The sequence below is a fragment of the Synergistetes bacterium HGW-Synergistetes-1 genome (assembly GCA_002839185.1).
GTDB lineage: Bacteria > Synergistota > Synergistia > Synergistales > Synergistaceae > Caenicola.
Map to the genome: position 1 here is coordinate 52875 of PGXO01000006.1, position 20547 is coordinate 73421.

A 20547-nucleotide genomic window follows, 5' to 3' on the forward strand; every position below is an offset into this window, starting at 1 on the left:
TTTGCAGCCTCTGGCTGCGGAGAATTCGCGAAGTTCATCGCTGGAGAATTTACTCGCTTCGCATCGCGGAGAATTGCGACCAAAGGCCGCGGAGGTTCAAAATCACTTTCTTTTCCAGAACTGGGCTCACTCTCCGTCGTTCCCGAATGGGTCCATCGGGAATCCAGTGTCTCTAGATTTTGTCTATGACTGGCTTTATGGGGCCTAAACAAAAGCCTCTATTCCGGTATCTCAAAGCGCATTTGAAATGGTTCGAGCACTATGGTTAATTTAAAAAAATTTTCCTGACGGAAAACGGTGCTTTCCCGACAACCGCATACCGGAATGACGATGGTGAATGAGTCCGCGACCGCTTAGCCATTGCTCAGCTATATTTTTAAAACCATTGCTTCCCAACTGCTTCCCGGCGATGGAATCGCCACTTCTCGCGGCATTATCACGCCGCACTTCTCCGTCCCCTATGTCGGCATTCTGCCGGTTGTTGAGGGGCACGATTGACCCTACAATGACATCATTTAAAGACCCATTGCTACTTACAGGTTTTTCGACAGGGGCGGTAAATATGAACAAAGATAATTATGATGACCGTTGGCATTCTATAGATACGGAGGAAGCCCTTAAGCTTCAGGGGGTCTCTGAGAAGGGGCTTACTTCGGCTCAGGCAAAAGAACGCCTTGCCGAGAAAGGTCCGAACTCGCTGGATGTCGAGGAGGGGGCGGGGCCTTTTATGATGCTGATCAGTCAGGTCAACAACCCGCTGATCTACCTGCTGGCCGGTGCCGCTGCCCTCTCTCTCTTTGTAGGCCATGCCATAGATGCGGCTGTCATTGCCGGTGTCATAGTCCTCAACACATTGCTTGGATTTTTCCAGGAGTGGAGGGCGGAAGGGGCGATTGACGCGCTTCGCCGAATGACATCTCCACATGCAAGGGTGATCAGAGACGGAAACACTAAGGAGATCGATGCTTCTGATGTGGTGCCCGGAGACATCCTGATCCTTGAGACAGGCAACAGGGTAGCCGCAACTGCAAGGGTCACATGGTCTGAGGAGCTCGAGGTCGATGAATCCGCTCTCACGGGCGAATCCCTGCCGGTCGGCAAGTCCACGGATACTCTGGAACAGGATATCCCTCTGGCTGATCAGAAAAATATCGTACACATGTCCACCAGCGTGACCGGCGGCCGAGGGCGGGCCCTGGTAGTGGCAACCGGAATGAATACCCAGATAGGCAGGATAGCGGCTGAGGTCAGGACCACAGGCAGGGAAGACACACCTCTGCAAAAGAAAATGAACAGGCTCAGCATGGTCCTTGGCATCGGCAGCATCGCATTTGCTGCGGTCGTCTTTGGGCTGGGGCTGCTTCGCGGATATGAGATCCTGGATATGCTGATGTTCTCCGTGGCACTCGCTGTCTCTGCCATCCCTGAGGGACTTCCCGCCGTTATCAGCGTTACACTGGCCCTGGGTGTACAGCGCATGGCCGGCAAGAACGCCATCATCCGCCGCATGGCTGCCGTAGAGACCCTTGGTTCCACCACCGTAATATGCACGGACAAGACCGGGACAATTACAAAGAATCAAATGACGGTCCGGAATATCTGGGCCGGAGGCGTTACATACAAAGTAAGCGGCGAGGGCTATGCCCCTGAGGGTGAGATCAGGTCCGCAGATGGCGAAAAAGATATGTCGGGTGATCTTACCAGGCTGTTGGAAATCGGACTTTACTGCAACAATGCCGCACTGAAGGAAAAAGACGGACAATGGTACGTAGAAGGAAATCCAAGCGACGGTGCTCTGGTTGTGGCAGCAAAAAAGGCTGGACTGGAAAGACTCCCGGAGAGGGCTGAACGACTCTCCGAAATACCTCTCTCCAGCAGCACCAAATACATGGCTACACTCAATAGGACTGATAACGGCAATGCGCACGCGGTTCTCGTTAAAGGCGCCCCTGAACGTATCATGGAATTCTGTTCCCATGTTTTTATAAACGGAGAAGCTGCAGAACTGGATGACAAACGCCGCAGCGAGATAGTAGAACGCAGCGAGCAGATGGCATCTGAGGCTCTCCGTGTACTCGCCGGAGCCTATCGGGAAATCTCAGGTATCGAAGGAAAGCTGGAACGGTCTGAAGCCGAAGGAAGCCTGATACTGGCAGGATTGTGGGGAATGATGGACCCGCCCCGGGAAGAAAGCATTGAGGCCGTGAAAAAAGCAAAGGGCGCGGGGATCCGGCCTGTGATGATAACAGGTGATCACGCCGTAACAGCCCTTGCCATAGCAAAGGCGGTCGGCATTTCCGACAGCGATGAGGCAGTAACAGGCAGGGAAATTGATGGTATGGAAAAACATGAGCTTGCACGGGCAGCGCTCGAACGAGGCGTCTTTGCCCGGGTAACACCGGCTCACAAACTGAAGATCATGGAATCACTAAAGGAAGCGGGACACATAGTTGCAATGACAGGCGACGGAGTTAACGATGCCCCTGCCCTGAAGGGTGCCGACATCGGCGTTGCCATGGGAATAACGGGAACCGAAGTGGCCAAAGAGGCTGCAGACATGATCCTGGTGGATGACAACTTCGCCACGATCGTGCAAGCTGTGGAAGAGGGCCGGGTCATCTACAACAACCTGCAGCGTGTGGTCTACTTTCTCCTGGCAACTAACCTCGGAGAGATCCTCACCCTGGTGGCGGCCCTGGTCATAGGACTCGACCTGCCGCTTACGGCGGTAATGGTGCTGTGGGTCAATCTGGTGACAGACGGGACCTGTACAGTACCTTTGGGTATGGAACCGGGACATGCCGACATCCTGAAACAGCCTCCGAGGGACCCAAAAGAGTTCATCATCGACCGTGTCGCTGTTATGAGAATAGTCATTCTGACACCCATCATGGCCGTGGGCACGATAGGCCTCTTCTGGTATTCAAATGAGACCGGAGGCCTCAGCTACGCACGGACCATAGCCTTTACGACCCTGGCTGCGTTTCAGTGGTTCCAGGCTTTCAATGCCCGTTCCTCCACGAAGTCGATCTTTTCCGTGGGTCCCTTCTCCAACCACTGGGTCCTTCTCGGAGTCGGCAGCGCAATAATTATGCAGATAGCAGCAGTCCAGAGTCCTCTGGGACATATGCTTTTCAAAACTGTAAGCCTTTCACTGAGAGACTGGATGATGATCTTTCTGGTTGCCTCCACGATATGGATTGCCGATGAGCTCCTAAAAATTGCAAGGAATTGGGATTTATAGCAGCGCTAACTTAGCAAAGCTTGCGGAGCCTTCCTTCGACGTATGTTTAATACTTTGGCGAAGTGCGGCATGATGATGCCGCGGGAAGTGGCGATTTCATCGCCGCGAAGCAGTGGGGAAGCTGTTGTTAAGATCTCTAAGGACCAACTGATTTGCAATCGATTCCCTACTGACTCCCGTCGGATGTTTTTCCGGCAGATCCTGCGTCGTTATCACTTGCTCTAAATCCCAATTCCATACAATGTATTAAAACAACAAAAGCACGCCATCTGCCCCAATTCCCAGGTATTTATGGTATGGCAGGAAGTGCGGCATCTTGATGCTGCACTTCCCGGCGGATGCACTCTCCGCCTGCCCTTATTTACTTGCGGCGCCTGGATAGCAGCATCAGCGCCGGCAATGCCAGGAGCATGGCCATCACGGGGAAGCCTGCGGAACATCCTCCGCTTCCTGCAGACGGGACCACCTCATGTGCATATCCGAGTGCCGGGACGGCAAGGGTCTTGCCGTCGTCGAACGTCACAGTAAGGGAAGTCGTTCCAGGATTGTGGGCTACGTAGACCTTGTCTCCGTTGCTGTTGATAAAGCTTGCCGCTGAGGTGTGGTCTGCGTCGTTGTCCGCATGGATCGCCGTACCGTGCGAAAGGTGGGAGTCTATCCACCAGAAGACGGCAGCGCGTGACGAATCCTGTAGGATGAGCGTATCGTAGTTCGGAGCAGGGATCTCCCACTGCATCTTCCATTTGTCGAGAGGAATGCCTCCCGCTGCATCCGGCGTGATAAGAGCCTTTGCATCCGCCGTGTAAGACTTCGTGAGGGACTTCATCATAAGCAGTTTGTCCTTATCCGACGGAGACGGGGGATCCTGTCCCGCTCCCAGCTTTGGCCAGTCAGTCTCGATGTACCCCTTAACGTCCTGTTCAGCGAGCGCGCCTTCGTTCACGCCGAGATAGAGCGACGATCCGGTCAGCGGCAGCCACTGTATGCCGTGCTTAAGTAGAGGCGGATTTCCAAAGTCCGTCTGGAAGGTCATTTCGTTCTGGTTTATCTGCGAGACCATAGAAGGGACATAGGTCATAGGGACATTGTCGCTTTTTGCCGCGAATTGACGGAAACTCAGGAAGGGGCGGAAGGCATCGTTTGTAGTGTAGCCGAACCAGTAGAGCTCGGCCGAGCGGACTTCCGATGCGAACATGTATGCGGCCCATTTTTCAAGTTCTGCGTTGGAGGAGTCGGCAGGATAGTTCAGCTGCGCCCACAGAAGAAGCGCCGCCCAGGCCTGGATGGCTTCGGATGTAGATTCCTGCTGGCCGCCCTGGTTGCCGCGCGATGTGCCGCTTGCCCAGGAATGCCCCGCGTAGGGGCTGAAATGCCGCAGGAAGGGGAAGTCGGGATCCGAGCCTTTTCCGGTACGGTCCGTGTTTGCGATATCTTTGATCAGAAGCTTTATCATCGGCGCATAGTCTGCAGCCCATCCCAGATTATCCGGATCCGACTGATGGGTCTTCTCCCAGCGCGCGATTTCTGCAGCTGTCTTGACGAAGTATCCGAAGTGGAAGTGGTGGTCGTTGAGCAGGCTGTCTGCAGCGAAGCCGTCTTCGCATGAGGGGATCATTGATCCCCAGCGAGTATCGTAATAGAACGCATGCTGCGCCGCGTTTTTCAGGGATGTTTTGCCGTCCTGAATGGCTCGCAGGCGATATCCCATCGTTTCAGCTGCCCTTTTGTATATGGACTTCGTTGTGCTGTCCACCGATGAAACGCCGGCAGAAGTCTGTCCCACCATCTCCGCGACCGGAAGGAGCATAGCAAGCCTGTGCATCTCCTGCGCTCCGAAGTAGCTTCCCTGCGAAAGGAAGTTGGGGTCCTGAGTATCAAGAGCCTGCTGCAGCAGCGATGCCATACGGTCTGCCTTAGCTTTGTCAGGTTTGTCTATCACGGCAGGAAGGCAGGGCGGGACATCGTATGTGTTGGTGAACGAATTCCCTGCCGCAAGAAGCATACGTCCTTTCAGTGAGGGCCAGTACCAGCCTTTCGTCCACGAGGACGAAGCTGTAGGGGACATGGAGCTATCGAGTATTTTTACGGACTGATCCAGATACTGGTGGGGATACATGGCGAAGAGCGTTCCGTCGCCGGAAGGGGACTCTCCTGCCAGAGGGCTTGTTGTGTAATTAAACTGAACGGTCACAGAACTTCCCGATAATACCGGAGCGACCCGTGTGTCCGTAACTTCAAGGAAGGCCCGGGAGGCGAACTCAGCCAACAGTTTACGCACGTCTTCTTCAGTGGGTTCATCGTATATCGTCTTGCCCCAAGGGCAGGGAAGAACGGCAACAGCATAGTGCTTTCCTGCCGAGCAGACGGCCGTGTTGAGTACCCTTGAGTCATCCTTCTGGGCCTTGTCGAGCGTCCATGTTGAACCGGCGGGACCGAACACAGCGTAGACGGTGTAGGTGCTGTAATCTTTGCTTTCAGAGCTGTCCGGTATCTTTGCCTTTCCAAACGGGACCTGATTGACAACGGCGAATGCAGCAGACGGAATTTGCTGGCCGTTTGCCATGCCTGAGTTGACCTGGAATGAGCTTCCGACAAGAGGAACCACCTTGCCGATGTTCCATGACTGGAACGTGACCTGAGGTGCTCCGTTTGCTAGCTTAACAAGAAGGAAGGGCCATCCGTTCCCAGCCGTTACTTTCATCGTCTCTGCAGGGGAAGTCATTGAAAAGTTTACGAACCAGTCGCTCCATCCAGTCACACTTACAGCAGTGTAGGCAGCCTGGTTCCATCCTGAAAGCGTTGAGCCCAGGTACATATCCTGGTCGAAGAAGGTGTTGAAGTAGGGAGATATCCCCTTGCTGTCAGTTCCCACAACTTCCTGCATGAATCCGGCGCCGGCAGTAAGAACGTTGTTCTTCATCCCTGCGCGCTGGCTGTCTGGAACATTGAGTGATACGGCAAGTCCGCCCTTCTGCGGCTGAAAGACAAGCGGTTCGCTGAAGAGCTCCCATGACAGGCCGTGCCGCTGTGTTTTCATTTCCGCGGGCCTGTCCGGCAGATCGTTCGGGTCGACCCACGCAAGCGGTGTCCACCAGTCAGAGGTCGGGACCTTGCGTTTCTCGGCCGCTGATGCGTCGACGTTCGGCCCGACTGCCGGCAGAGTCATTTTTACCGGACCTCCATCGGGTCTGGTCCCATCGGCAGGTTTTGTTACGGCGTAGCTTCCCGCACCTCCGGGAGAAACCCAGTCAGCGGAGTAAGCCGGAAGTGTTAAAAGGAAAAGCATAACAAAGAACATCGGGATCAAATTGTTGCGGAATCGGAACTTCACTTGATTCAAGGAATTTCCCTCCCCTATTTGGGATTATCTGATAATAATTTGATGTAATAAACTGATAATAGATCATTGTAAGTCTATTTTGGATCAGCGTCTAGATGTTGGAGAAGAGGTTGATAGATGATGGCGACCGCTTGGTAAACGATAGTTAGGAACGGGGGAAGTGCGGCATGAGGATGCCGCGCTATGAATAATGTGAACATGATTTGACATTTGCAAAAAACTGATGATACTTTAAAGCCTGAAATACATCCTAATATCGTTGTTGATTTTTTAATTTTATAAATGTTCAGTCATGATGGACGGTGGATCTGCATCACGTCAGGCTTGAAGCAGTTGTGTGAAAGAACGGATCTGAAGTGTCATATTTCGGGAACAGAAAAGGGGGATACGACGATGAGAAATGACGGTGAGGAGATCGCCGCGCTGACAAAGGCGCAAGGGGACCGGGCCGGGACAGAGGTGCCGAAATGGTACAAGGGATTCATATTCAAAGACGAAAGCCTCGTGTTCGAGCTGATCAGGGTGATGGCCAAGACTGTTGAACATGGTGCTGACATCGGGGAATCGCTCGCTGCCGCAGTCCGTATCAAGCAAAAGGAAGGTGACAGGCAGCAGCTTCTGGACGCATGGTATCATGAATGGAAGGCGTTGGCGGAGCGTATTGAGAAGACGGCTGAAGAATGCCTGTCCAAGGGACACAAAGTCAGTGCCGGGGAGGCCTATCTTCGGGCCTCTGAATACTATCGATCCGCCGATTTCTATCTCCATGACCGGCCGGACGATCCCGCTGTCCTTTATCTGTGGAACAAAATGGAGTACTGCTTTGAAGAGGCACGAAAGCTCACACACCCTTTCCTGGAAGCAGTCCGGATCCCTTATGAAGGCACGGTTCTTCCCGGTTATTTTTGTCCGGCTGTTTCAAAGAGAGGGCGCGCTCCCACCATCATAATGCACCAGGGGTTCGACGGTACGATACAAGAGCTCTATCTCGGCTATTGTAAGGATGCTGCCCGCAGAGGGTATAACTGCCTTATGTTCGAGGGACCGGGTCAGGGCAGCGTGATAAGAAAACAAGGGCTTCCCTTCAGGCATGACTGGGAAAAGGCAGTTACGCCGGTCGTTGATTATCTGCTTAAGAGAGAGGATGTCGATCCGAAGAGGATAGCTCTTTATGGCATGAGCATGGGCGGCTATCTCGCGCCGAGGGCGGCGGCCTATGAACACAGGATCGCGGCCCTGATCGCCAATTCCGGGATCTTTGACAATTGGGCCAACACTTATGAGAGGCTGGGCATGAAGCGTGATGAGCTGATCAGATACGTGCAGGATAAACCCGACGAGGTCAACGCAAAATCCTGGCAAGTCGCTGAAACTGACATTACGACCTTCTGGGGGCTGACAAACGGACTATGGACCTTCGGGGCAAAAACGCCGGCGGAGCTCCACCTGAAGCAGTCCAGGTACACTCTGGCTGAATGTGGCCATCTGATCTCCTGCCATACACTCATCGTTGATTCCGATGCCGAACAATTCTTCGGCGGACAGCCAAGAAAGCTCTATGACGCACTCACCTGTCCGAAAAGCTACCTCGTGTTCAAAAGCGGTGAAGGCAGCGAGCTCCACTGTCAGGCCGGAGGGAACTTAATGGGGAATCAGCGGATCTATGACTGGCTTGATGAGGTTTTTGAGGACATCTGATAATAAGAAGCAGGTACGGCCTGCCACAGCCCGGAATTGTCAAATTAATTATTTGGCAGGAAGATCCTTTTTCTTGCGGGATTCCAGCTGTTTTGTGCTTTCTGGCGGAGTTGGCAAGTTTTCTGGCATTTCATTTCCAAATTCGGCAATAGTCTTACGAATTTTTTTGCCAATTTCAAAATGCGTTTTATTGGCATCAGTTTTATTCTCTATATTGTCACGTCTGAGTCGCTCTGAAGAGATTTTCGGCAAGCTCTTTGCTTACCATGTGGTCAAGAATATCCTTGCCAGGCGGAGGCAGTTTCCGCATGCGTTTATCATAAGTTCTTATCCTGCTTTCTTTAAAACAGGCTTAATTTTGATGGCCATTGCAACAGCGACAATTATAAACAGCAAAGCGTAAACAGTAAGAGAGATAGTATACCCGCTGTAACTGGAAATCACTGACAAAGCAGGCGGTCCAAAGAACATGCCTATGCCCCAGAACAGATAGTAGGCTCCCGAAATTGTCCCCTTGAAGGATTCGTCAACGGTTTCGTTCAGAAAGATCATGGAAGCAAGATAAAAAACACCCAGCCCCAGACTGGCGATCGTAAGCATAAAAAGTATTCCGATAAAATCAAGAAAAGGAGTAATGGCTAATCCAAGAGAAGCAAGCATCAATCCGAAAACCATGAAGATATTCGGTCCGAACCGGTCAGATAATTTACCTGTAATAACTTGTGAAATGCTGATTGCTACATAAAACAGCGAAAAAAATACGCCTATATATGTAGCATCGAATCCCTTTTCCTGAAGCAGATAAGCAGGCATGGTTGTGAGAAAGATGCCATACCCGGTTCCATACAGTGTAATTCCCAAAAGAGCAAGAAAAACATTGCTGTCTTTAGTCAGATTCAAAATACCGGAGATATTAAACGAACCAGCAAGCTTCTTTGCATCGCTTTGCATCGCGGAGAATGTGGTCTTAAATCATTAATTCTCCGCCGGGGGTATTCCGGTAAGCCGTTTCTTCCGTCGTCCTCGAATGCCCATACAATTGTGAAACTGCGACAAAAACCTGTCGCGTTAAGCCGTTGTGAAGCAATAGTGAAACGGTTGTTAAAACTTGAGACCCATTCTCTATCTGGAGTGCTTTCCGACATCGGGAATTCAGTTCCACCGCCCCTTATCGTCGTCCCCGAATGCTTCAATCGGGAACCAGCGTCTCTGAACCTTCTCTATTACTAGCTTTTCGAACCAAACCAACCGCTCGCTTGCCCGGGTGGACTCCCCGACCGCATTCCCGACCCAGTTGGGATAGGATCAGTATCTATGCTCATAACAGGATCATTCTTTTTCGATTTTATCTTTGATCTCTTTGACAAGCCTATACACTGTTGTACACGGACACATCTCTGATGGTTTACTGTTGCATTTTTCATTTTGTTCCTTGTACTTGCTGCCCGCATATTTAATTGCTTCTTTTTCATCTCCGTATTGACAGAGCTTTGAATATATCCTTGCATCGGATTTATCGTATTCTTTGCCTGTTACCCGATGATACTTTTGTGCAAAACCATTGCAGCAAGCCACTGAATTATCATATCCCGGCATTTTCCCCAAATACGTACTGAACCATATTTCAATGCATGGGTTTGACCAACCGGCTTTTATACCATTTTGTTCTGCATCTTTAATTATCTGATCAAAATTCTTGACCCTGTCTCTGTCGAAAATGATCCACGGTTCTCTGTACTGAGGCTGCAGTGAAGCAGTTTCTATTGCTTCGCTGACAAGTTTTTCTGTTTTCGTCTCGCTTACTTTAATAACAAGTTTTCCCCGTAATCCTTCAGGGATAGATTCTCTTAAACCATTCATATAGTTTTTCTCTGTTTCTTTAGTGTCTGTTACTACAAGGTAATAACCTAACTCGGGGACTCGGCGTTTTGATAACTGCTCTCGTGTCTTTCGTTTTCCATTTCTTTCAGCCATGGTCATTATCCCTTAAACATATCGAAATGCTGCATGGTGGGAATAGCCCCGTATTTTCCCAGAAGGTAGTTCTTCTCGTAGTTTTCGTCTTTCCTTATTTTTGTGCCGTCTTCATCGATAAAATCTGCTAAGGAGTAAAGTGTAGAAATGCCCGTATCCGCCTTTTCAGTGAACCAGACCTCATCACGTCTCAGCATTTTGCTGCCCAGCTGCCATGGTTCATGAGATGTAAAAATCAGCTGGGCATGTTTTGGGTTGATTTCCTGATCGAGAAAAGCTATGACAAAAGTACGAACAAGCAACGGATGAAGTCTTGCATTCAGTTCATCAACCAAGAGAACTCCACCGCTTTTGAGCACTTTTTGCAGTAAAGGATACAGCGCAAACATTTTAAGCGTGCCTGCTGATTCCAGTTTCAATGGGATCCTGGCGGTCTCGTCAGTACCTATCATTCTGTGAACGGCATCAATTTTAACCTTCATGGATTTATTTTCCTCATCTTTTTCAATCGTTTCGATCTCAAATGCAATGATCGAAGGATCGAATTTTGAGAAATACTTTACAACGTTTTGCTGGACATCCTTGTTTTCAACAAAATCTCCGGGAAGCTTTTCTGATAAAAAAAAGTTTTCTGAAGGTTTTCCAAAGTCAGCAAAGTCATTATTTAGAAACCAGTCACGAATAAATTTAAGTTTGTCGATCTTTAATTTTGCTCCGAGTGAAACTATAAGCGTTTCCTTTTCAAGAGCAATTTCGAGGTTTTCCTTACTTTTAGCAGGAATGCCGGGCAGATCCAGTTTTTTCCCTTTTCTGTAAAATATTCTTTTGTATTCGCCGCGCGATGACTTAGATTTCCAATTGAGCCATTCTTCATTTACTCCGTTTTGGTCCACGGTAAAGCCGTAATTATATGATTTTTCCCCGGTTTCTTCTGAAGAAATAAAATATACTTCAAAAGATGATCCAGCATCTTTGGTTTTTTGATCAAGCAGAAATGGTGAGGGCTTGAAGAATTCAGGCGCACCCTCTTTGTCGGATCTTTCTCCCCCGAAGCGGAAGGAGGTAACAACATATCTCGACATGTACCTGAATGCTTCCAATACATTTGATTTGCCACTCGCATTAGCACCAAAAATGACAGCAACAGGCAGGACTTTTTCCTTTCCAACTTTTATTACGTGGTTATTATATTCAGAAATTTTAGTGGCGGTCATATCTAATGACGTATTTTCTTTGAAGGACTTGAAGTTCTTAAAATTGAATTGTAAAAGCATTTATGACCCCTCCCTCATACTGCCTAGAACTCAATTATACTCATTATGTAACAAATAGCAACACTCAAATGAGAAAAAGTCTCATTTGAGTGTTGCTATTTTCGAAAATTATCGTAGTTAAATGAGATTGCCACTTCTCGCATCGAGTATGGAGACGCACTTTTCCATGTCATTCAAGCTCTCATTATCCATGGCGGGAACGCCATAATTCTCCGCGATGCGAAGCGATGCAAATTCCCCGTCGCACGCAGACGCGAAAATTCCCAGCGGATGCACTCTCCGCCAGCATTTACAACTGCTTCACTATCGCTTCACCACTGCTTCACGCGACATGTTTTGTCGCAGTTTCACAATTGTGTAAAGCCGCTTGCCTATTCTTGCCAATTGCCAGGCCGGATGAACCTCCCGGCCCGCCTTTATCCTCGATCAATATCCCCTTGCGCCTTTGCCTTTGTATTCTCTCAACAGGAGGCTGAGGGATTTTTCTGTTGGATCGTATCTGCATTCATAAGATTCCCTGTAAACCCGGATGAGTTTTTTCAGGCGGAAATTCATGTCGTCGATATCGAATGCTTCCAGATCAAGACTGTCAGAGTCAAGCCACTCGCAAGCCTCTTCGTACTCTTTGCCCTTGCCTTTCTTGAGGACCTTCGCAAGATTTTCAAGTCCTCCGACTCCGCCGACATCTTCTACAATGCCAAAGCCTTCACCTTTGAGCACGCGGGGCAGTATTGCCAGAGAGATCTCCTGTTTTTCACATTTTTCAAGGGTCAGATCAATTTCCCAGCCGTCACCGTAGTCATATTCGAATGAGGCCTTCCAACCGGGGCAATGAGTCACATTGCCCAGCTTTATCTTATCGGCCTCAAACAAGCGCTCATCATCCGGAGTAAACATATCTTCGCTCGGCAGTTCGTAACGGACGTTATTCAAGAATTCATCCATCGAAATTTTTTCTACATATGAGTTAAATTTTTCTTCATCAGGGTAAACCGCCCGGAGATAAGTAAGGAAATTTTCTTTTGCATTTTCTCTGAAGCAAAATAAATGGCTTGCCTGCATTTCAAACATCAACATGATGGCGTATCCAAGTTCCGCCATTGTCTTTTCACCGTTGATCTCAAAGCGCCGCCAAATCTTTGGCTTGAAATCCCTGAGTTCTGCATAGAAGCTATAAACATAGTGTTGTGACATGACATCAAACCTCCAATCAGAGTTCAGCTGCCCAAATATATATCCGATAGAGCAATTATTGTTGTAATTGACGAAACCGTCAAACGGTTCGAGCTCAATTGAGAAGTGCGGTTTGAAGATACCGCGAGAAATGGCGATCATATCGCCGAGAAGAGCCGCTACAGCCGGCGAAAAGCAGAACCTGAGGATTTCGCCTCTCTCCGTCATTCCCGTGTGCAGTTGGTGTAACTACCAGCCGATTTGCGCAACGCGTCACTCGTTGCTTCTCTGTCCGTGAGCCGGGATCCATGGGTTTGGATTTTTGCATTAGAATCGCTATGATCTCAATTTTAACATTATACCTATTTTTCATGCGTACTCATTATTTATGTTTGACATACTCCAAAAAGGAGTATAAAATATACTTATCCCGACAGAGCGGAGGGGGACACCATTAATAAAAAGGAAATCGTCAAAATTTTAAAAAAGGCCGGTTGGATAGAAACTGATCTGGGTAACGGAAGCCACATAGTTTTTATCCATCCTGTAACTAAAGGAAGAACTGTAGTCCCCAGCAACAAAGGCAAAGACATTCCTAAAGGAACATTGGCGGCAATAAGACGCCAGACCGGAATAGACGAGATCCGCTAAGAAAGGAGTGTTTTCACATGAATAAAAAAGACCTTGCTATTTACCCTGCAATTTTTGAATATGCTGAAGACGGTATAACGATCACTTTTCCGGACCTTCCGGGATGTATCTCATGCGCAGGATCTCAGGAGGAAGCCATTTATATGGCGAAAGACGTTCTCGGTGTTTTCATCACGGCCTGCGAATCTCTCGGAGACACCATCCCTGTTCCGTCAAAAGGGACCGATATCAAAACGGAGCCCGGTCAGTCAGTTTTTATGATCGACGTCTGGCTTCCCATTTACAGGGAAGAAAAACGGTCAGGCAGCGTCAAGAAAAATGTAACAATACCGGTATGGCTGAATTCACTGGCTGAAAAACAAAAACTCAATTTTTCACAGATCCTTCAGGCAGGTATAAAAGCTTCGCTGGGCATCCAGGACAGATAAAGCAGATTTAAACGACAGAGCAAAGACAAAAGCAGGCGAGGAGCATATCCGCCTGCCTTTGTTGTCGATCAATATCTCAGATACCTAATGGCAAAACCGGTAATATTTATTACCGGATAAAGGTGAAACCGGAAATAATTATGACCGGGGAATTGACCCATAAGTCTTGAAGACTGAATTCTCCGGCGGATGCACTCTCCGCCAGCATTTACAACTGCACTATCGCTTCACCACAGCTTCACGCGACATGTTTTGTCGCAGTTTCACAATTGTCAATGCCGCTCGCCCATGCTTGACATTCCCATTAATATTTATAGTTTGATGTCAATTCGTGTAATAACCAAATAATATTATTGAGTTATTGTTGACTCAACATAATTATGGGCTATACTAGTATTAAATAAGCCCTGTGGTTTTCCACAGCCCCCCGGTCGGTCACGGCTCTGAAAAGAGTGCGGACGCGGGGTTTTTTTTAGGGGTGATCATTTTGAGAAAGTCTGCATTCTTTATTGATGGCTTCAATCTTTATCATTCTCTGGATAACACAAGACTTTATCATAAGTACAAATGGCTTAACCTCTGGAAGCTCTCAGAATTACTGCTTCTGTCCAACGAAGAATTACAGGATGTTTATTACTTCAGCGCCTACACTGATTGGAATGACAGCAGGAAACTGCGCCATCAAAATTATGTTTTGCTCAATAAAAATTGTGGATGTAAAGTGATACTTGGAAAGTTCATGAAAAAAGATCGAACGAGTATGGTTGAATGTAATACCCCCTGTAAAACAGAAGTCCAGCGATATTGCCGTAAAAAATATATTGCTCATGAGGAAAAAATGACCGATGTTAATATTGCAGTAAATATTGTAAAAGCTGCAGCGCTTAAAACTTATGAAGCCATTTATCTACTTTCCGGCGACAACGATCTTATACCATCTTTGAAAACAGCTCTTGAAATATCCCCTGATATTAAGATAAGAGTGGTGTTGCCGATCAATGCAAAGGCAAAAAGTTTAATGTCTTTTTGTTCTGATCACTCATTGAGATATATACGAATTAAAGAAAGCCTTCTTTCTTCATCCCAGTTTCCGGATCCAGTCTTCATAAAGGATTTAAGATACGATAAACCCGAACACTGGAACTAGCCTTAATGTTATGGCTGTATTAGAAGTAGAATTATATTGAAGTATTACCTTATATCATGCCAAATGGTAAAAAATATCATTTAGTGCCTTTAAGACAAAATTAAGAAGAGGATAATATAGTGACCCAAAAATATATGAATCCCACATATGATGATCTGCTTCGTGAAAATGCTCTACTAAGAGCAGAAATAGATAAACTAAAAAGAAAATTAGGCATGACTTCTAAAGCGCTTTCATCTGATTTTTCAATATCTTCAACGATAGATACGGATCGCATTTCAATGGATATTCAGTCCCATCCACATATACACAAGCACAGCAGTCCCGATGAAAAAATTGAATTGTTTATGGAATTATTTTCAGGGCGCACTGATGTTTATGCTAAGAGATATGAAAACAAGCGTACCGGAAAATCCGGATATGTTCCTGCTTGTAACAACGAGTGGGTTAGAGGTATCTGTGAAAAACCCAAAATCAAATGTTCTAAATGTCCAAAACGTGACTTGCTCCCATTAACAAAAGCAGTCATTGACTGCCACTTAAGGGGAAAAGACCCACATGGCGAAGATGTTGTAGGTGTATATCCGATGCTTTCCGATGAGACGTGCCGATTCCTTGTCGCTGATTTTGATAATGATAACTGGCAGGACGATGTGACTGTTTTTGGGGATGTTTGCAACCAGCACGGTCTAAACGTTTATGTGGAGCGGTCCCGCTCCGGTAATGGTGCTCACATTTGGTTTTTCTTTGATAAACCAATATCCTGCACCTTGGCACGTCAGTTGGGCAGCGGATTGCTGACAGTTGCGATGGAGCAGCGGCATAACCTTAGCTTTGCGTCTTATGACCGTTTTCTGCCAAACCAGGACACGATGCCTAATGGTGGGTTTGGTAATCTTATTGCGTTACCGTTGCAGGGATTGGTTCGCAAAAAAGGATATAGTGAATTTGTTGATGAACAGTTTGATGCCTATCCTGATCAATGGGCGTATCTTGCCGGGGTACAAAAAATTCCTACTGAAATAGCTGAAGAAATGGCTTTAAAATTTAGCAGAAACAGCGAATTGGGGGTACTGGCCAACACAGAAACAGAGAAAAAGCCTTGGGAAAAGCAGCCTCCATTTCCGCCTCTGAATGCTGCTGATTTTTCTCCTCTAGTTGAATTAGTACGCGCTAATGGGATATATCTTCCAAAGAAAGGTTGTTCTGAGCGGGCGATGGGGAGGGTGAAACGTTTGTCGGCGTTCAAAAACCCTGATTTCTATAAATCGCAGTCTATGCATTTGCCCACATATAATAAACCACGTATTATTTGTACGGCCTGGGAAACAGAAGAATATATCTGCATTCCGCGTGGTTTAGAAACGAATCTTTTGAATTTGATAGAAGGAGCCGGTTCTACAGTTACAATCCAAACGCTGTCTGGATCAGGGCGTTCAATAAAAATCGATTTTGTCGGTGAACTGTATGCCGAACAGAAAATGGCTGCAGAGGCACTTCTTTCCCATCATAACGGTGTTCTGTCCGCCACAACCGCTTTTGGAAAAACAGTTACGGCCGCTTTTGTTATCGCTGCCCACAAAGTGAATACCCTGGTTTTGGTCCATACCCAGGCCCTTATGAACCAATGGAAAACTTCACTGGAGCGGTTTTTGCAGATCGATGAATCTCTGTCTGAACAGCAAAAATGTCGCGGAAGAAAAAAACAATTATCTAAGGTCGGTCTCTTAGGCGGCGGTAAAAATAACATAAGCGGAATTATCGATGTTGCCATCATAGGTTCTTTAATAGATAAAGGTGATGCTAAACCTCTTGTAAGAGACTACGGGATGGTCATTGTGGATGAATGCCATCATGTACCTGCAGCTCGATTTGAAACTGTTTTACGTGAGGTTACAGCCAAATACGTTTATGGTTTGAGCGCAACACCTATTCGTCAGGATGGACACCATCCGATTATTTTTCAGCAATGCGGACCTATCCGTTACCGTGTCGATGCTAAAGAACAATCATTGCTTCGTGGATTGTCCCATACTTTGATACCACGCCTGACAAGGTTTAGAAAGCCGGTTACAGAACCTGAGCCATGGCAAATAACGGATGTGTACTCCGTACTAACGGAAAATAAGACACGAAATGACATGATTCTTCAAGATATTGCCCATGTGCTTAAGGGAAAAGGTACACCCCTGATCTTAACGGAGCGTGTAGAACATGCCAAAATGTTAACAGTAGAATTGCAAAAGATTCTTCCTGATGTGCATGTGTTCTTTTTGACTGGAAAGGGGAGTGCGAAAGAAAAGCAATCTGTTTTGAACGATTTGCGTAATTTGCCTGCGAACGAACCTTTGGCAATTGTCGCAACGGGGAAATATGTTGGAGAAGGATTCGATATGCCTAGGCTTGATACACTTTTCGTTACAATGCCGATCGCATGGAAAGGTACTGTGTCCCAATATGCCGGACGTCTGAATAGGATTTATGAAGATAAGCAAGAAGTTGTGGTTTATGATTATGTTGATATTCACGTACCGGTTTTGGAAAGGATGTATTATAAGCGCCTTGCAGCGTATTCGGCACTGGGCTTTTCTGTTCGAGCATTTCCGTCAGAGCCTGATCCAAAAATCGGGACCATCTTCAATGAACAGAGTTTTCTCTCTGTATTGTCTAATGATATGGAGCAGGCAACGAAAGAAATCCTCATTTTTAGCCCTTATCTCAGCAAGGGACGTGTAAGCCAGATGAAGAGGTTATTCGTGACCTCCCTTCAACAGGGAGCAAATGTCGTGGTGTTTACGCGTTCGCCAGAATCATTTTCAAATGCGTCCAGGCAAAAAGTATTCGATATGATTGCTGATCTAAAGAACGGCAATGTAAAGGTGATTGTGAAAGAACGTATTCACCAGAAGTTTGCCATTATCGATCGTCGAATTGTTTGGTATGGCAGCATTAACCTACTTTCGTATGGGAGAAGCGAGGAAAGTATGATGCGGTTTGAAAACCGCGAAATCGCCGAGGAATTGCTAATGGAAGTGGAAAAAGATATTCTTTAGACTCGGTGGTTTTGTCAATGTTTATGTAATATAACATCCTTGCAGCAATTTTGTCATAATACTTCTTTGCTTTTGCTCTTACGTTCGTTTTGAACGAGAGAGCGAACGCAAAAAAATATGAGATGCTATTATGGACCCTAAACAGCTGTAGGATAACTATCCAGGGTAAACTATAAAACTCAACACCGAATATCCTAACCCATCTACTCTCAACGAATTCAATCTTAATCTGTATTTACAACCGCTCACTATCGCTTCACCACAGCTCGTCACGCGACCGTATTTGTCGCAGCTTCACAATTGTAAACGCCGCTTGCCTATGCTTGCCAATTGCTCGTCAGGCCGGATGACCCTCCCAGCCCGTGTGGAAGCAAAGAAGTATGCAATGAAGCAGGCGGAAAGAACGAAGAAAGCCATGACCAATTTGCAGAAGATAGTCCCCGGGATGAGCGACTACGAAGCCTGGACCGAGACCATGCAGAAATACTGCATCACCCCCTATCCTCCCGAGATCCCGAAAGCGGAGGAGGAGCAGGAAAAGAAGAAGATGACTAAGGAGAAGAAGGGATAGATCTGCATCCTCTAATAGTGTCAAATGTGTAGGTCTGACCCCAATTGTGTTAATTAATTCATAAAAATAGCATTAATTTATTTATGATGATATAATGACAATGTTTATGAATTAATAAGTGAGGGGTGATATTTGGGTGACTAAAGAATTGAATGTGCTTGGGTTGCCTCTGCAACTCGAAGAACTTGAGGTCAAAGACAAGTTGCCATTGGCCTTTATAGGAGATTATGACTTTTACAGAGGTAAACTCCTTAATAAAGAGTTTCTTGTATTTCACTTCAAAGGGGATTACCTGTCGATCCCGCGCCTTCAAAAACACTTTGAAATAATACCAAGGTTCTTAGGAGTAACGGACCATTGTGTTTTATGGCTTAATAAAGTCAGCTCTGCAAGAAGAGAACGTTTGATAGAGAACAGTATCCCATTTTTTGTTGATGAAAAGATGGTATTTCTTCCGTTCTTGGGTACTCAGCTTGAGAAGCGCCAGGATGCAGCACTTAAACCACTTGCAGATAAATTCACGACAGCAGAGCAGTGCGTCTTTTTATGGATCTTGCATAACAAAACTTCAGAGTGCCCTATCAGCCGGATCAGGAATGACTTAAAGCTTTCTCAGGCCACTGTGGCAAGGGCTATGTTGCTTTTGATGCAATACGGACTTCTGACTTTCAGTGGTAAAGGAACGAGAAAGAAGTATTTCAGAATTGAGGCAAAACAGTTTTGGGAAACAGGTAATAAATATTTGCAGTCTCCCGTGCAAAAAAGGCTTTTCATGGAAGATGTTACGCCGTTGCAAACAATTGAGACATTTACTGCCGGTGAAGATGCCCTGGCAAAAATGAGCATGCTTGAAATTCCCGAGCATCAATGTAAGGCAGTTTATAAAAAGTATTTCGACAAATTAATAGGGTCAGCTGTCTCATCTCCAGATATGCTTCGCTCTGAAAACTATGTGATAGTTGAGCTCTGGAACTACGATCCGGGCCTGTTTGCAAAGACATGTCCGGACAGCCCATCAAAGAGCGGAATTGTAGATATTTTCTCTCTTTATGCCTCTCTTGAAAATCTAATAGAAGATGTGCGTATCGAAAAAGAATTTGAAACGCTCATGGAGGACTTTTTCAATGGTTAAAGGAATCGAAGTATTTCGCAAACACTTTGCAGGGGACGAAGACAAGTATGTTCTGATAGGAGGAACAGCCTGCGATCTCTTGTTTCAAAAAAATGGCCTGCCGTTTCGTGCAACAAGGGATCTGGATATCATACTTGTTGCCGAAGCACTGACACCTGAGTTTGGAGTAAAATTCTGGGAGTTTATTAAGAACGGGAAATATATGATCCAGCAGCGAAGTGACGGAAACCCCATTTTTTACCGTTTCAGAAACCCGCAGGACAAGGCTTTTCCTGCAATGCTTGAACTTTTCTCCCGATCCTCCAAAACACTTGACCCTGTAAGTCCGGATTCCAATTTAACGAAGATACCGCTGGGGGATGAAATATCCAGTTTGTCAGCAATACTCCTGAACAATTCATATTATGCACTGTTGAAAGACGGCACCATTCAGATAGATGGTATATCTCTTCTGTCTGATGCATATCTTTTGTTATTCAAAGCAAAAGCATGGCTGGATCTCTCTGGCCGAAAGAAACTGGGAGGAAACGTAGACAGCCGAGATATAAAAAAACATAAAAATGATGTTTTTCGTTTGTCAGCGTTACTGTCTCCTACTTTGAAAGTTGATATTCACGGAGAGGTGAAAAATGATCTAGTTGAATTTATAAATGCATGCGAAGGAGATACCATCGATCCGAAGGCGCTGGGACTGTCAGGGCTTTCTCAATCAGACATTTTGCAACGCATCAAGATATTTTATGGTGTATGAACATATGTGGTGAATTTCCGACATGCCCGGTCGGGTAAATTGGATCTTAAATCATTAATTCTCCGCGATGCGAAGCGATGCAAATTCCCCGCAGCGAGAGCATTGCTGCAA

Annotated in this window: 14 protein-coding genes and 1 pseudogene; 9 read left to right on the plus strand and 6 right to left on the minus strand. The window is 46.7% G+C overall.

Annotated elements, in window-relative coordinates; genetic code table 11:
- Nucleotides 1-337: 337 nt before the first annotated feature.
- On the plus strand, nt 338-3244 hold the full coding sequence (locus tag CVV54_06875) for a hypothetical protein (GenBank protein ID PKL04222.1): 2907 nt from the start codon (nt 338-340) through the stop codon (nt 3242-3244).
- Between the two features lie 361 nt (nt 3245-3605).
- Here the strand turns inward: CVV54_06875 and CVV54_06880 are convergent, their stop codons facing one another.
- Nucleotides 3606-6584, minus strand: coding sequence for a hypothetical protein (locus CVV54_06880; protein ID PKL04223.1), 2979 nt, complete (start codon nt 6582-6584; stop codon nt 3606-3608).
- A gap of 393 nt (nt 6585-6977) precedes the next feature.
- Between CVV54_06880 and CVV54_06885 the strand changes: the two genes are divergently transcribed.
- On the plus strand, nt 6978-8282 hold the full coding sequence (locus tag CVV54_06885) for an alpha/beta hydrolase (protein PKL04224.1): 1305 nt from the start codon (nt 6978-6980) through the stop codon (nt 8280-8282).
- A gap of 48 nt (nt 8283-8330) precedes the next feature.
- Here the strand turns inward: CVV54_06885 and CVV54_06890 are convergent.
- The 5 genes and pseudogenes from CVV54_06890 to CVV54_06910 all read right to left on the minus strand — a co-directional run bounded on the left by CVV54_06890 (nt 8331) and on the right by CVV54_06910 (nt 12931).
- Nucleotides 8331-8592 (minus strand): annotated as a pseudogene (locus tag CVV54_06890) (hypothetical protein).
- A gap of 17 nt (nt 8593-8609) precedes the next feature.
- A complete protein-coding gene (locus tag CVV54_06895; GenBank protein PKL04225.1) occupies nt 8610-9233 on the minus strand; it encodes a hypothetical protein in 624 nt (207 codons plus the stop codon).
- 378 nt (nt 9234-9611) lie between these two features.
- A complete protein-coding gene (locus CVV54_06900) occupies nt 9612-10262 on the minus strand; it encodes an RloB-like protein (protein PKL04226.1) in 651 nt (216 codons plus the stop codon).
- Nucleotides 10262-11530 (minus strand): abortive phage infection protein, encoded by a 1269-nt coding sequence (locus CVV54_06905; GenBank protein ID PKL04227.1) that lies wholly within the window; start codon nt 11528-11530, stop codon nt 10262-10264. The genes CVV54_06900 and CVV54_06905 overlap by 1 nt, the downstream gene beginning before the upstream one ends.
- A gap of 426 nt (nt 11531-11956) precedes the next feature.
- On the minus strand, nt 11957-12931 hold the full coding sequence (locus tag CVV54_06910; GenBank protein ID PKL04228.1) for a hypothetical protein: 975 nt from the start codon (nt 12929-12931) through the stop codon (nt 11957-11959).
- Between the two features lie 186 nt (nt 12932-13117).
- Here CVV54_06910 and CVV54_06915 point away from each other — a divergent pair, with 186 nt between their 5' ends.
- The 7 genes from CVV54_06915 to CVV54_06945 all read left to right on the plus strand — a co-directional run bounded on the left by CVV54_06915 (nt 13118) and on the right by CVV54_06945 (nt 20436).
- Nucleotides 13118-13354, plus strand: coding sequence for a hypothetical protein (locus CVV54_06915; protein ID PKL04270.1), 237 nt, complete (start codon nt 13118-13120; stop codon nt 13352-13354).
- Nucleotides 13355-13371: 17 nt separating this feature from the next.
- Nucleotides 13372-13782: an antitoxin HicB gene (locus CVV54_06920; GenBank protein ID PKL04229.1), complete on the plus strand. Its 411-nt coding sequence runs from the start codon at nt 13372-13374 to the stop codon at nt 13780-13782.
- Nucleotides 13783-14182: 400 nt separating this feature from the next.
- Complete coding sequence (locus tag CVV54_06925; protein ID PKL04230.1) at nt 14183-14929, plus strand: hypothetical protein; 747 nt, start codon at nt 14183-14185, stop codon at nt 14927-14929.
- A 134-nt stretch (nt 14930-15063) separates the two neighbouring features.
- Nucleotides 15064-17982, plus strand: coding sequence for a helicase (locus CVV54_06930; protein ID PKL04271.1), 2919 nt, complete (start codon nt 15064-15066; stop codon nt 17980-17982).
- A gap of 385 nt (nt 17983-18367) precedes the next feature.
- Complete coding sequence (locus CVV54_06935) at nt 18368-18553, plus strand: hypothetical protein (protein PKL04231.1); 186 nt, start codon at nt 18368-18370, stop codon at nt 18551-18553.
- 136 nt (nt 18554-18689) lie between these two features.
- The gene (locus CVV54_06940; protein PKL04232.1) at nt 18690-19685 is read left to right on the plus strand and encodes a hypothetical protein; all 996 of its coding nucleotides are present in this window, start codon (nt 18690-18692) and stop codon (nt 19683-19685) included.
- On the plus strand, nt 19678-20436 hold the full coding sequence (locus CVV54_06945) for a hypothetical protein (GenBank protein ID PKL04233.1): 759 nt from the start codon (nt 19678-19680) through the stop codon (nt 20434-20436). The genes CVV54_06940 and CVV54_06945 overlap by 8 nt, the downstream gene beginning before the upstream one ends.
- Nucleotides 20437-20547: the final 111 nt, after the last annotated feature.